The sequence below is a fragment of the Streptomyces sp. NPDC057010 genome (assembly GCF_042673805.1).
Classification (GTDB): domain Bacteria; phylum Actinomycetota; class Actinomycetes; order Streptomycetales; family Streptomycetaceae; genus Streptomyces.
In genome coordinates, this window is record NZ_JBHUSC010000011.1 from 108537 (window position 1) to 122726 (window position 14190).

10 protein-coding genes are annotated in these 14190 nt (G+C 71.4%); 6 read left to right on the top strand and 4 right to left on the bottom strand.

Going from position 1 to position 14190, the window contains the following annotated elements; translation table 11 throughout:
• Positions 1-245: 245 nt before the first annotated feature.
• Positions 246-2513, bottom strand: coding sequence for a M4 family metallopeptidase (locus ACFTXQ_RS14050; RefSeq protein WP_382640007.1), 2268 nt, complete (start codon positions 2511-2513; stop codon positions 246-248).
• A gap of 381 nt (positions 2514-2894) precedes the next feature.
• Between ACFTXQ_RS14050 and ACFTXQ_RS14055 the strand changes: the two genes are divergently transcribed.
• Positions 2895-4370: a sugar transferase gene (locus ACFTXQ_RS14055; protein ID WP_382640010.1), complete on the top strand. Its 1476-nt coding sequence runs from the start codon at positions 2895-2897 to the stop codon at positions 4368-4370.
• Between the two features lie 20 nt (positions 4371-4390).
• Here the strand turns inward: ACFTXQ_RS14055 and ACFTXQ_RS14060 are convergent, their stop codons facing one another.
• Positions 4391-5338 carry a GDP-L-fucose synthase family protein gene (locus tag ACFTXQ_RS14060; RefSeq protein WP_382640012.1) on the bottom strand — a complete coding sequence of 316 codons (948 nt, stop codon included), beginning with the start codon at positions 5336-5338 and terminating at the stop codon, positions 4391-4393.
• Positions 5339-5720: 382 nt separating this feature from the next.
• Between ACFTXQ_RS14060 and gmd the strand changes: the two genes are divergently transcribed.
• The 4 genes from gmd (at position 5721) to ACFTXQ_RS14080 (ending at position 10814) form a co-directional block, all read left to right on the top strand.
• A complete protein-coding gene (gene gmd, locus ACFTXQ_RS14065; protein ID WP_382640015.1) occupies positions 5721-6734 on the top strand; it encodes a GDP-mannose 4,6-dehydratase in 1014 nt (337 codons plus the stop codon).
• Positions 6735-6907: 173 nt separating this feature from the next.
• Positions 6908-9691: a LamG-like jellyroll fold domain-containing protein gene (locus ACFTXQ_RS14070; protein ID WP_382640017.1), complete on the top strand. Its 2784-nt coding sequence runs from the start codon at positions 6908-6910 to the stop codon at positions 9689-9691.
• Positions 9692-9792: 101 nt separating this feature from the next.
• Positions 9793-10470, top strand: coding sequence for a hypothetical protein (locus tag ACFTXQ_RS14075; RefSeq protein ID WP_382640019.1), 678 nt, complete (start codon positions 9793-9795; stop codon positions 10468-10470).
• 131 nt (positions 10471-10601) lie between these two features.
• Positions 10602-10814, top strand: coding sequence for a DUF6458 family protein (locus ACFTXQ_RS14080; protein ID WP_382640022.1), 213 nt, complete (start codon positions 10602-10604; stop codon positions 10812-10814).
• A 19-nt stretch (positions 10815-10833) separates the two neighbouring features.
• On the opposite strand, the gene ACFTXQ_RS14085 is transcribed toward ACFTXQ_RS14080, so the two are convergent.
• A complete protein-coding gene (locus ACFTXQ_RS14085; protein ID WP_382640124.1) occupies positions 10834-11952 on the bottom strand; it encodes a glycosyltransferase in 1119 nt (372 codons plus the stop codon).
• A gap of 8 nt (positions 11953-11960) precedes the next feature.
• Positions 11961-12500: a WcaF family extracellular polysaccharide biosynthesis acetyltransferase gene (locus tag ACFTXQ_RS14090; protein WP_382640025.1), complete on the bottom strand. Its 540-nt coding sequence runs from the start codon at positions 12498-12500 to the stop codon at positions 11961-11963.
• A 145-nt stretch (positions 12501-12645) separates the two neighbouring features.
• Here ACFTXQ_RS14090 and ACFTXQ_RS14095 point away from each other — a divergent pair, with 145 nt between their 5' ends.
• The gene (locus ACFTXQ_RS14095; RefSeq protein WP_382640127.1) at positions 12646-14121 is read left to right on the top strand and encodes a hypothetical protein; all 1476 of its coding nucleotides are present in this window, start codon (positions 12646-12648) and stop codon (positions 14119-14121) included.
• Positions 14122-14190: the final 69 nt, after the last annotated feature.

The following is a 14190-nucleotide window of genomic DNA, read 5'->3' on the forward strand; positions in this document are numbered from 1 at the left end:
ACGTCCGTCACTCGGTGGGTCACCGGAACCTACGCTTCCGTAGGTTCGCTCGGATCCAGTCTCCCCGCACGAGGACGCGCGGACCGGCGCCGAAGGTCCCCTGCCCGGGGGGAGGTGGTCCCGTACGGGCACGGTCCAACGGCGCCGCGCGGCGGACGTGGAACAGGGCCGCCCGGGGAGGTCTTCTCCCGGGCGGCCCCGTGATCTAGCGGTTCAGCGGTGGTTCACGTTCTGTCCCGGTGGGGTCAGAAGGTGAGCTTCCAGCTGTCGATCTTGCCGGTGTCGAGGGCGGCGTTGTCGTTGACCCGCAGCTTCCAGACTCCGTTGGCGACCTCGGAGGAGGCGTTGACCGTGTAGCTCTTGACGATGTTGTCCGCACTGCCGCCACTGCGGTTGTGCAGGTTGTAGACGCTGCCGTCGGGGGCCACCAGGTCGACCTTCAGGTCACCGATGTAGGTGTGGACGATGTTGACGTCCACCTTGAGGGTGCTCGGGGCGTTGCCGGTACGGGTCACCGTGATCGGGGACTCGACGGTCGCGTTGTCCGCGATCGCGTAGTCGGCCGTGTTCTCGAACACGTTCTGCTGGGAGGTGCCGACGGTCCAGGTGAAGGACGCCGTGCCCGTCTTGGACGCGGAGTCGGTCACCGTGACGGTCACGTTGGACGTGCCCGCGGTGGTCGCCGTACCCGAGATCAGACCGGTCGAGGAGTTGATCGACAGGCCGGCCGGCAGGCCGGTCGCCGCGTAGCTCAGGGCGCCCGGGTTGGTGCTGGTGGCCTGGACCTGGAGGCTCACCGCGGTGTTGATCTGGGTGGTCTGGTTCGGGATCGCGGTGACGGTGACGCCGTCGTTGATGCGCGGGCCGACGTTGATGGCGGCCCAGGCGTTCGCGACGTTGTTGTAGGTCGCCGAGCCGGCGCCGTACAGGTCGGCGGCGGCCTTCAGCGTCTGGACGCGGGCGTCGGCGTAGTTGGTGTTCGACTTGAAGTAGCCCACCGTCAGTGCGCGGAACCAGATCTTGGACGCGGCGTCGCGGCCGATCGCGGTGACCGGGAGGCCGTCGGAGGTCGGCGAGTTGTAGCTCACGCCGTTGATGACCTTGGCGCCGGAGCCCTCGGAGGCCAGGTAGTACCAGTGGTTGGCCGGGCCCGAGGAGTAGTGGACGTCGACGCCGCCGATGCCGGAGTACCAGGCGTCCTTGGACGCCCCGTCCTTGCTCGGCTTGTCCATGTAGCGCAGCGGGGTGCCGTCGCCGTTGATGTCGATCTTCTCGCCGACCAGGTAGTCGCCGACGTCCTGCGGGTTGTTGGCGTAGAACTCGACGGCCGCGGCCATGATGTCCGAGGTGGCCTCGTTCAGACCGCCCGGCTCGCCGGAGTAGGTCATGTTGCCGGTGACCGAGGTCAGACCGTGGGTCATCTCGTGCGCGGCCACGTCGGTGGAGGTGAGCGGCTTGACGTTGCCGTCGCCGTCGCCGTAGGTCATGCAGAAGCAGGAGTCGTCCCAGAAGGCGTTCACGTAGTTGTTGCCGTAGTGCACGCGGCTGTAGGGCGCGACGCCGTCGTTGCGCAGGCCGTTGCGGCCGTGCACGTTCTTGTAGTAGTCCCACGTGACCGCGGCGCCGTAGTGCGCGTCACCGCCGGCCGTCTCCAGGTTCTGCGGAGTGCCGTTGCCCCAGATGTCGTCCGGGCCGGAGAAGAGCGTGCCGGTGCCGGAGGTGCCGTGGTTCAGGTTGTACGTCTTGTGGTTGCCGCGCCCGGTGTCGGTCAGGTTGTAGGTGCTGCCCGACTGGGAGCTGCCGAGGGTGACCTGGCCGCTGTACATGGTGTTGCCGGTGCCGGTCTCGATGGCCTGCCACGAGGTGATCTTGGCGCCGGTCTTGGCGTTGGTGACCACGTGCAGCTCGCTCGGCGTGCCGTCGTGCTGCAGCCCGCCGACGACGGTCTCGAAGGCGAGGACGGGAACGCCCTCGGCCGCCCAGATCACCTTGCGGGCACCCTTGGAGGCCTTGGCCTCCTTCGCACCCTCGGCGTTCGCGGCGGAGACCGCCTGGCCCTCGGCGGCCGCCGGGGTGACCGAGGCGCTGGTGTCGGCGACCTTGATCTCGTGGTTGGTGGCCTTGGTGACGCTCTTGGTGACGCCGTCCTTGGCGTGGACCGTCAGGTCGCCGCCGAGTACGGGCAGACCGTCGTAGGTCCGCTCGTACGTGGTGTGCGTGGTGCCGTCCGCGTCCTGGACCACGTCGCGGACGACGAGCTTCTCGCCGCTGCCGAGACCCAGGGCCTTGGCGGCCTGCGCGGTGGTGGAGTTGGCCTCTGCGAGGAGCGTCGCACGCTCCGAGGCGCTGAGTGCGCGGTTGGCCGCGCCCGGGTTGGGCTTGGCGGCCGTGCGGGCCTGCGACGCGGTGGCGTCGGCGGATGCGGTGCCGGTCTGTATGCCTACGGCGAGCATGGCTGCCGCGGCAACGAGCGCGCCGGCCGCGGTGGCACGCCTGTGGGGGGTGGGACTCAACGCAGACTCCTTCTGCAAGGGGGTTCCGGACGGCTGGGTGGGCCTCCGGGCAGATCAGGGCTGGTGCGATGAACGGTCGAAGAGTGCCACTTACGCGGCGCGATGTCAGGGCCGCGTCAAAGGATTGGCCGGAAACGGTTCGTTGTCCGAAGAGACGTATCCGGTATCCGAACCCTTCACCTTGGTGTGGCACCCTGCGGACCCCGTCATTCGGAACGCCTGGTACCGGTTGCTAACGCTTGAGCAACAAGAGGTCGGGTAAAGTCAAACGGCACTTACCGTACGGGTGTTTGTCGTACTGTTTCCCGGTGCGACAGGCGTCCGAGGTTTGGGGAAGCCCGGGCTGTCGCCGCTGTCATAGACCACGTGCCAGGGGGGCCCATGAGGCATGTCCATTTTCCTGCGCAGAGAGTGGCCGGAACGGCCAAGGGGTCCGTTCTGCCCGCACGGCGCCTGGGTGACAAGGCCCGTTGGTACCTGCCCGCCGCCGTCACCGCCGACATCCTCGGCGCCGGCGTACCCGTGGGCCTCGTCTTCGAGGCCGCGCAGCAGGTCCGGCCCGTCTACTGCGCCCTGGGCGCCGCCCTGGCGTGGACCGGGGTGCAGGCGCTGCGCAGGCGCTACACGGCGCGGGCGCTCGGCGAGTCCCGCGGAGTGCTGCCCGTCCTCCACGACTGGCTGATTCTGATCGGCGTCCTGGCCGTCGCCCGGGTGGTGACGGAGGAGGACACCCCCCGGCTGTCCGCCCTCGGGGCCCTGCTGCCCGCCCTGCTGATCACCGTGGCCTGCCACAAGCTGACCTACCGTCACCTCTCGGCCGCCCGCCGCGAGGCCCAGGCCGTCAGCCGGGTGCTGGTGATCGGCGAGCCCGACGCCGCCGAGGACGTCATCGCCCACCTCGCCGCGCGCACCGACCACCCCTACGTGGTCGTCGGCGTGGTTCCGGTCGGCACCGGATCCCTCGTCAGCGGCGTGCCGGTCGCGGCCCGGCTCGACACGGTGATGCCGGAGGCCGCGAACGGCGACTCCGCGGCCGTGCTCGGAGCCGTCGCCCGCCACCACGCCGACCTGGTACTGGTGGCCCCCGGCGCGCGGATCGCGGGCGAGCGGCTGCGCCGGGTCGCCTGGGCCCTGCACGACGCCGGGCTGGAACTGGCCGTCTTCCCCGGGCTGGTGGAGGTCTCCGTCAAGCGGCTGGAGACCCTGTCCGCGGGCGGCCTGGCCGTGCTGCGGGTGGTGCCGCCGGTCAGCCGGGGCGTGCAGACCCTGCTCAAGTCGGTGCTGGACCGGGCGGGGGCCGCGGTCGGGCTGCTGCTGCTCTCCCCGCTCTTCCTCGGGATCGTCCTGGCCATACGCCTCGGCTCGCGCGGCCCGGCCTTCTACCGGCAGCGGCGCATCGGCCGCGACGGCGTCCCGTTCGTGATGTGGAAGTTCCGCACCATGGTCGTCGACGCCGACGCGCGCAAGGCCGAGCTCTCCGGGGCCAACGAGAACGACGGCCTGATGTTCAAGATCCGCCGGGACCCGCGGGTGACCCGCGTGGGCCGGCTGCTGCGCCGCACCTCGCTGGACGAACTGCCCCAGCTGATCAACGTACTGACGGGCCACATGTCGCTGGTCGGCCCGCGGCCGCCGCTGCCGGAGGAGGTGGCCCGGTACGACGAGGTCGAACTGCGCCGGCTCACCGTGCGGCCCGGGATGACGGGGCTGTGGCAGATCAGCGGGCGGTCGGACCTGTCCTGGGACGAAACGATCCAGCTGGACCTCCAGTACGTCGACAACTGGTCGTTCACCAGTGACGTCGACGTCATGGGCCGTACGCTCCGCGCCGTCGTCGACGGTCGCGGGGCGTACTGAGGGGCCGCGGGCCCGTGCGGTCAGCCCTGCTCGCCCAGCCACCACTGGTAGGTGGAGGCGATGCCGTCCCGCAGCGGGATGCCGGGCTTCCAGCCGAGCGAGGTGAGCCGGCCGACGTCCAGGAGCTTGCGGGGGGTGCCGTCCGGCTTGGAGGTGTCCCAGGTGAGACGGCCCCGGAAGCCGGTCACCTCGGCGACGGTCTCGGCCAGTTCCCTGATGGTCAGGTCCTCGCCGCAGCCGATGTTGACGGGCTCGTCGCCGTCGTAGGTGCTCAGCAGTACGGCGCAGGCGGCCGCGAGGTCGTCCACGTGCAGGAACTCCCGGCGCGGGGTGCCCGAGCCCCACAGGGTGACCTCCTCGCGGCCCTCGGCGGCGGCTTCGTGGAAGCGGCGGATGAGGGCGGGCAGGACGTGCGAGGACTCCAGGTCGAAGTTGTCGCCCGGGCCGTAGAGGTTCGTCGGCATGGCCGAGATGTACGAGGCCCCGTACTGCTTGCGGTACGACTGGACCTGGACGATGCCGGCGATCTTGGCGAGGGCGTAGGCCTCGTTGGTCGGCTCCAGCGGGCCGGTCAGCAGGGCGTCCTCGCTGATGGGCTGCGGGGCCAGCTTGGGGTAGATGCAGGAGGAGCCGAGGAACAGCAGGCGGCCGACGCCGGCGGCGTGCGCGCCGGCGATGACGCTGAGCTGGATCCTGAGGTTGTCCTCCAGGAACTGCACCGGGTAGGTGCTGTTGGCCATGATCCCGCCGACCTTGGCGGCGGCCAGCACGACCGCGTCCGGGCGGACGTCGCGCAGGTACGCCTCGGTCGCGGCGGCGTCGCGCAGGTCGAGGTCGGCGCGGCCGCGGGTGAGCACCTCGTGGCCGTCGGCGGTGAGCCGGCGGGCGACCGCGGACCCCACGAGGCCGCGGTGGCCGGCGACGAAGACGCGGGCGGTCGGGGGGAGGAGCGGCAGCGAACTTGTCATACCGCCGATCATGCCAGTGTGCTCCCGCGGGGGTGGCGGCAGTCCGGACCTTCCCGGTCCGGCGCCGGCCCGGGCCTTGTGGCCGCACCTGGCCGAATCCAGCCCCGCCGGCGTTTGAGGCGCGGGGTGTGGGGCGGAGCCCCACGCGGCGAAGCCGCCAAGGGCCGGTTCCGCCGGGGCCGGGCGCGCGCCGGGGTACCTCCTCGGGCGCCGAACGTGGCCAGCGGCCGGACAGGGATGCGGGACAGCGTTCGGCGCCCTGCGGGGGCACCCCGGCACACACCCGGCCCCGGCGGGGCCGTGTACGGTACGCATCCAGTCCTCGGGCGGGCAGGGGAAGCACGCTCAGAACTACGAACACAACGCACCTCAGGGGGACCGCATGGGTAAAACGGCACTGATCACCGGCGTGACGGGGCAGGACGGCTCGTACCTCGCCGAGTTGCTGCTCTCCAAGGGCTACACGGTGCACGGGCTCGTGCGGCGGTCCTCCAGCTTCAACACGGAGCGGATCGACCACATCTACCAGGACCCGCAGACCGCCAACCGCTCCTTCGTGCTGCACCACGCCGATCTGTCGGACGGTGTGGCCCTGGTGAACCTGCTGCGTGAGATACGGCCCGACGAGGTCTACAACCTCGGCGCGCAGTCGCATGTGCGGGTGTCGTTCGACGCCCCGCTGTACACCGGCGACGTGACCGGGCTCGGGGCGCTGCGGCTGCTGGAGGCCATTCGGGCCAGTGGCGTGGACACCCGGATCTACCAGGCCTCGTCGTCCGAGATGTTCGGTGCCACCCCGCCCCCGCAGAACGAGGGGACCCCGTTCCACCCGCGCAGCCCGTACGGCGCCGCGAAGGTGTTCGCGTACTGGACCACGGTGAACTACCGCGAGGCGTACGACATGTTCGCCGTCAACGGGATCCTCTTCAACCACGAGTCCCCGCGCCGCGGCGAGACCTTCGTGACCCGCAAGATCACCCGCGCGGTCGCCCGCATCAAGGCCGGCCTCCAGGAGAAGCTCTACCTCGGCAACCTCGACGCGGTCCGCGACTGGGGCTACGCCCCCGAGTACGTGGACGCCATGTGGCGGATGCTCCAGCAGGACGAGCCCACCGACTACGTCGTCGCCACCGGTGTCGCCGCGACCGTCCGCGAGTTCGTCGAGGCCTCCTTCGGCCACGCCGGTCTCGACTGGAACGAGCACGTGCGCTACGACCCCAAGTACGAGCGCCCCAGCGAGGTCGACGCGCTGATCGGCGACGCCTCCAAGGCCCATGACCTGCTTGGCTGGAAGCCGACGGTCCTGGTGGCCGAACTGGCGCAGATCATGGTCGACGCCGACATCCGCCAGGTCGAGGACCAACTGGCGGGCGCGACCGTCCGTATCGACCGCTGAGGCCTTATATTTCGCCTACGATTTGCCGTGTCCCGGTCGTTCGCGCAGTTCTCTGCCGGTGTGACCGGGGCAAACCTGCCGTATGTCCTCGCGTGAGCCCTGGTCTGCGCCCGTACATATGGCTGTTCGGATAGTTCCAGCCATCAAAACCGGGCGATTGCCCTGGGGGGCTCATGCGTAGATCCAGAGGGCTGACTGCCGCCCTCGTCCTGTCACTGGCCGGTGCCGGCACCGGTATAGGCCTGGTGCTGATGCCCGAGGCGTCCGCCATCACGCCGCCGGTGGCATTCACCGCGGACGAACTGCCGACCTGGCAGACCAACGGCGTCGTCTTCGCGATGGCCCAGGCGAACGGCACCGTCTTCGCCGGCGGCACCTTCTCCGCCGTGCGCCCGCCCGAGGGCACCGCCGGTGCCGAGCAGGAAGCGGTGAACTTCGCCGCGCTCGACGCCGCGACGGGCAACCCCACTTCCTGCAAGCTGGCCTTCACCATCGGCGAGGGCACGGCGACCGTGCGGACGCTGGTGGTTTCCAAGGACAAGAAGACCCTCTACGCGGGCGGTTCCTTCGGCGCCGTCAACGGCACCCCGGTCTCCAGCCTCGCGGCGATCGACATCGCGAGCTGCACCCCCAAGGCCGCGTTCCACCCGAGCTTCCCCGCCACCGTGCGCGCGCTCGCCGTCACCGACGACACCCTGTACGCGGGTGGCGACTTCGGCACCGTCGAAGGCCAGACCCGCGAGCGGTTCGCCGCGATCGACGCCGCCTCCGGTGCGCTCAAGCCCTTCGTCGCCAACGTCGACGAGCCCGGCCGCGCGGTCGAGGTCACCCCCGACGGCAAGAACGTCCTGCTCGGCGGTGACTTCTTCACCGTCAACGGCAAGACCAGCCACGCCCTGGCCGTGGTCAACGCGACCACCGGCGCGGTCACCAAGACCTACACCAACATCCCGTCGAACTCGGTCGTCAAGGACATCGCCACCGACGCCACCGGTTTCTACACGGGCAACGAGGGCTCCGGCGGCGGTGTCTTCGACGGCCGTATCGGCCTGAACCTCAGCGACTTCAACGAGAAGTGGCGCGACCGCTGCCTCGGCGCGACCCAGGCCGTCCTGCCGTACGAGGGCGTGCTGTACAGCTCCTCGCACGCGCACGACTGCTCCACCGAGCTGGAGTTCCCCGACGGCAAGCGCAACTTCCTGCTGGCCCAGAAGACCAACTGGGAAGGCGCCGCCCCCGCGCCGGTGGACGGCTTCGTCCGCAGCCCGGGCAAGCTCGGCTGGCACCCCACGGCCAACGACGGCATGGAGGGCACCGAGGGCATCGGCCCGCGCGTCATGGCCGTGGCCGAGAAGAACGACGTCAAGTACATGTGGGTCGGCGGTGAGTTCACCCTCATCAACGGCAAGACCCAGTGGGGCCTGACCCGCTTCGCCTCCACCGGCGACCGCGGCGCCCCCACCACCCCGGTGGTCAGCGCCGCCAGCGTCAAGGCCGGCGAGGCCCAGGTCCGCTGGCGCACCAGCTACGACGCGGACGACGACAAGCTGACGTACCGCATCTACCGCAACGGCTCGGCCACCCCGATCGCCTCCGTGAGCGCCAACTCGCTGGAGTGGGAGCGCCCGCAGGCCTCCTGGGTCGACACCACCGTCAAGGCGGGCCAGACCTACACCTACCGCGTGACCGCGACCGACGGCGCCGGCAACACCAGCGCCCTGTCCGCCACCGCATCGGTGACGGTCCCGACCGCGGTCCAGGCGTACCCGAACCAGGTCCGCGCGGACGGCGCCCAGCTGTACTGGCGCTACGACGACACCGTCAGCCCGTACGTCGCCGACTCCTCGGTCAGCGGCAACAGGAGCGGCATCCAGCTCAACGCCCCCGCCCTGCGCCAGTCGCCCGGCGCCGTCTCCGGCGCCAGCACCGCCATGGGCTTCAACGGCACCAGCCAGCAGGTGTACAGCGACCGCCGCCAGTCGGCCGGCAACACGTACACCATCGAGACCTGGTTCAAGACGAACACCGTCCGTGGCGGCAAGCTGATCGGCTTCGGCAGCAACCAGAGCCGCAACAGCGGCTCGTACGACCGGCAGATCTACATGACCAACACCGGTCGTCTGGTCTTCGGCGTCTACGCCGGCTCCACCAAGACCATCACCACCGGTCTGCTCGACACGTACAACGACAACAAGTGGCACCACGTGGTCGGCACCCAGGGCGCCGGCGGCATGGCCCTGTACGTCGACGGCCAGAGCAAGGGCACGCTGAACGTGACCAGCGCGCAGGACTACGCGGGCTACTGGCACGTCGGCGGCGACAACCTCGCCAACTGGCCGAACCGCCCGACGAGCAACTTCTTCGCCGGGCAGCTCGACGAGACCGCCGTCTACCCGACGGCCCTCACCGCGGCCCAGGTCAAGAACCACTTCGACCTGGCCGGCGCCCCCACCGACACGGTCTCCACGGTCAAGGCGACCGAGGACACCTACATCAACCAGGGCGCCCCGAGCACCGCCTACGGCACGTCCACCTCGCTCGCGGTGCGCGGCACCTCGGCGTACGAGACGTACCTGCGCTTCAGCCTTCCGGCCGCCCCGGCCGGCCAGGTCCTGAAGTCCGCCTCGCTGCAGGTCAAGACGACCACGCAGACGGGCGCGGGCACCGCCGACAAGGTGTCCGTGGTCCCGGTCACCGGTACCTGGAGCGGCACGGGCACCACCTTCAACACCAAGCCCACCCTCGGCACCACCCCGCTCGGCTCCTTCGCGAGCGTGCCGGACGGCTCCGCGGTCCAGTCCGTCCCCCTGGACACCGCCGCGCTCTCCGCGGTGCTGGGCAGCAGCTACAGCCTGGGCCTGACGAGCACGGGCACCGACCCGCTGTGGATCTGGTCCTCGGAGTCCACGGCGGCCGAGGGCGCCCCGCAGCTGGTCCTCACCTTCGGCGCCAAGTAGTACGCCGAGCGGTAACCGCCTCACGACGTGCGGGGCCCGGATCCACGTGGCCGGGCCCCGCACCTCTGTCCCACCCAGTAAGCAAGTACGGGAGCCATCCGATGTACCGACGCTCCGCAGCGGCTGCTGTCCTGCTGGCCGCCGCCCTGACGCTGACCGCCTGCAGTTCGGACGGGGGCAAGGCCGACTCCGGCGCGGAGGCGAAGGCGAAGCCCCCGGCCGCCTCGCCCGCCCCCGACCCGGCGGACACCCCGCCGCCGTCGGCCGACCCCGGGGCGAAGCCGACGGGCCCCGTCCTGCCCGACGCGAAGCTCACCCCGAAGACGGGCAGCTTCACGCCGCAGGAGAAGAAGTACCTGAGCGGGCGGGTGCCGGAGAAGATGGACCCGGCGGCCGTCCTGCAGGGCGGCCAGGACGCCTGCCAGCGCGTGGAACGCACCGCGAAGCGCGACAAGGACGCGGCGACCGGGGCGGTCATCACCGGGGAGATCCCGGGCGCGAAGGACGCGATCACCCTCCTGTGCCCGGCCCAGCAGCCGGTCCTGGCGGCGGCCGAGAAGGGCTTCCCCGACGGCACCCGCCAGTCGCCCGCGGCGGGCTCCTACCGGGCGCTGACGCAGGACACCACCTGCAAGTGGGAGGCGAAGGGCAAGGACGGCGCGGCCCTGGCCTCCGGCCCGGAGACCCAGCCCAAGGCCGGCGACAAGATCGTGGCGACGATCCCCGCGGGCACGGCCGAGTTCACCTCGTCGGGCTGCTACGCCTGGATACCGGCGTAACCCGCACCCGCCCCCGTACGACCACGACGACGCCGCCACCGTGCCCGAACACCGGGCCGGTGGCGGCGTTTTCGTACGACCTCCCCGGGTAGCCGCGTGGTCAGACGACCACGACTGCGGAGGCGAATCACATGGGAGGCATCGGCGGCTGCATCGCGCTGATCGTGGTGGGGGCCATCCTCACCTTCGCGAGCGACTGGGAGATGGAGAGCGTCAACCTCGACATGGTGGGCCTGATCATGATGGCGGCGGGCGCGATCGGCCTCGCGGTCTACGCGAGCGTCTTCAAGCGCCGCCGCACCGCGGCCCTCCCGGTGGTGGACGAAACCCGCCGCGAACCGTAAGCCCGGCCCGGCCCGGCGCCTAGCGTCGCAGCGCGCGTTCGTACACCGGGAGCAGGGTGTCCAGGACGGAGTCCATCGAGAAGGACTCCGCGGCCAGCTTGCGCGCGGCGCGCGAGGCGGCCGCGCCGGACGCCGGCTCCAGCAGGGACAGCACCGCCGACGCCACCCCGGAGGGACCCGGCTCGACCGCCCGCCCGGCGCCGGCCGAGGCGATGTCCCGGGCCAGCCCGTTCGAGTGCGTCACCACCGACGGGACGCCCACCGACAGCGCCTCCAGGACCGACATCGGGAACGGCTCGTCCACCGACGGCAGGACGTAGACGTGCGCACGGCGCAGCTCCGCGAGCACCCCGTCCGTGGACAGCGCCCCCGGCACCGTGAAGCGGTCCGTCAGGCCGAGCGCCGCGATCCGCGCGCGGACCGCCGCCAGTTCGCCCTCGTCGGGGCCCGCCACCACGAACTCCGCGTCCGGGTGCGCCGCGAGCACCGCCGGGGCCGCGTCCACGAAATCCACGGGCCGTTTGCGGGCCTGCAGGCGCGCCGAGTACAGGATGCGCGGCGGCCCGCTCGGGGCGGGCCGCTCCTCCTGCGGCGGGGTGCCGTTGACCAGGCGGACCGCGTTCGCCAGCGGGGCGCCGACCACCGCGTCCAGGCCCTCCCGCTCGTGCGGGGTCAGGTACAGCACCGCGTCCGCCCCGCGCAGCAGCCGCCGTACGGCCACCGCGTCCAGCACCTTGGCCAGCAGCTTCCCGCTCGGGTCCACCATCCCGTGGGTCTGCAGCACCAGCGGCTTGCCGGCCCGCAGCGCGGCGAGGGCCACCGGCAGGGTCACCAGGTCCCGCGCGAGGTGGACGTGGACCACGTCCGCCTCCCGCACCAGGCGGCCCGCCGAGGCCAGCAGGGCCGGAGAGGTCATTCCGCTGAAGCCCAGGGGCAGCAGCCGCCGCGCCGGGAACAGCGTGGCCGGGACGCCCTCCACGGAGGTCGGCCACGGGTCCGGGAAGCCCTCGCCCAGCGCCAGCAGCCGCGCCTGGTGGCCGCGCGCCCGCAGCCCCCCGGCCAGGTTCAGCGCGACCCGGACCGGACCGCCGAAGGCGTGCGACGGGGAGTGCAGGGTGACGGCGTGCAGGACTCGCAAAGCGGCACTCACTTGGGCTCCTCCACCGGGCGGCGCCGCCCGTCCTGGGTCTGCAGGGTCAGCTCCGGCAGGTCCTTGTGCACGACGGCCCCGGCGCCCGCGACCGCGCAGCGGCCCACGGTCACCCCGGCCAGCACGGTCGCCCGTACCGCCACCCACGCGCCGTCCTCGACGGTGATCGGCGCGTTGCGGTAGCGGAAGTCGGCGGCCCGGTGGTCGTGCGAGCCGGTGCACAGCATGGCCTCCTGCGAGAGGCACACGTGCGAACCGATCGTCACCGGCTCCAGGTTCAGCACCCAGACGCCCTCACCGATCCAGGCGTGGTCCCCGACCGTCAGCTTCCACGGCCACAGCACCCGCACCCTGTGCCGGATCAGCACGCCCTCGCCGATCTCCGCCCCGAAGGCCCGCAGCAGTGCGACCCGCAGCCGCGCCGGACAGAACCAGCTCGTGAACAGCGTGTTCATCACGGCGAACCAGAGCGCCTGGGTCAGCAGCCCGCGCCCCTTGTCGTATCCGGCCAGCGTGAAGGAAGGAAGATCACGCACCTGTAGCCCCCATCGTGCACCCACACCGGCGCCTCCCCGGGCACGGCCCGCTCAGACTAGACTGCGCGCGGACCAGGCACATGGGGTGGGGGCGGCAGTGACGACGGACATACGCAAGCCCACCGTCCCGCCCGCGAAGCCGCCCGTGCCGTCGCCCTTCGAGGACGAGACGATCTGGGGCAGGGTCACCTCCCCGCGCACCCTCCTCTCGCGGGCGCTGTCCGTCCCCCTCGCCCTCGGATTCACCGTCTTCCTGCCGCTGTTCGTCGCCGTCCAGACCGGCGCCGGCGTCCGCGACGCGGCCTTCTGGCTCCAGCTCCTGCTCACCATGTACGCGGGCGCCCGCCTCTCCGCGATGGTCCTCACCAGCCGGCGCAAGCTGCTCCAGGGCTCCTTCTGGCTCTTCGTCTACATGGCCATGGGCGTGGCCCCGCTCGCGCAGGCCGTCCTCGGCCAGGTCCCCACGCCCGTCGTCGGACCGCGCTCCGACCTCACCGCCGCGATCGGGCTGGTGCTGCTCGGCTGCACCGCCTTCGACGTCGGCGTGCTGCTGGCCCGTCACCGGCCGGCCGGGCGTGCGGGCGGCTCGCAGAAGGAGCCGCGGCCGGTCATGGCACACCGGCGCCGCCTCCAGCTCCTGACGGCGCTCTCCTTCCTGTGCAGCGCCGCCTTCGTCATGAAACTCGGCGGCCCGGCCGTGTTCTTCTCCAGCCGCCAGGAGATCATCGCGGGCATCGAGGAGGCCGGCGTCTCCAACGGCGACGGCCAGGCCGGCCAGGCGCTGCTGCGCGGCTTCGGCACGGTCCCGGCACTGCTCTCGCTGCTGCTCTACACGCGCTGGCTGATCACCTCGAAGTTCGCCCGCCGCAAGGTGTCGATCATCGTCACCTGGGCGGCGCTCGCCGCGCTGAACCTGGTGGTCAACAACCCCATCTCGAACCCGCGCTACTGGTTCCTGACGGTCATGTTCGCGCTGCTGTTCACCGTCTTCCCGGTGAGCGCGGCGATGTACCGGGTGGCGCTGTCGATGGCGGTGGTCGTCGCCCTCCTGATCTTCCCGTTCGCGGACCGCTTCCGCTACGACGAGAAGAACTACAAGCCGGTCGAGACGACTTCCTTCCTGGAGCCGATGGCGCTCAAGGACTACGACCAGATCGGCATGTTCGCGAACACGATCACCTTCTCGAACTCCGGGCCCGGCCACTACTACGGGCGCCAGCTGGCCGGGTCGGTGCTCTTCGCGGTGCCGCGCTCGGTGTGGCCCGGCAAGCCGAGGGACACGGGCGTGATGGTCGGGCAGTGGATGGGCACGGTCAACACCAACCTGTCCTCCCCGATCTGGGCCGAACTGTGGCTCGACTTCGGGCCGCTGGGGATGGGCGGCGGGCTGCTGGCGATGGGCTACGCGTCGGCGCGGGTCGACCGCCGCTACGCGAAGCGGGCCACTCGGCGGTCGCCGCCGGGCAGCCTGATCTCGGTGGTGGTCCCGCTGGTCGCGGGCTACTCCTTCATCCTGCTCCGGGGCCCCCTGCTCCAGGCGTCGGGGCGGGTCGCGATCGCCGCCCTGTGCCTCTGGCTGGTCGCCACGTACCGCCAGGACCGCGCCACGACCCTCCGCTGACGCGCCCCGCACCGCCCCGCAACGGGTGCGGCGCCGCTGCCGGGGCTCCGCCCCGGACCCCGCGCCTCA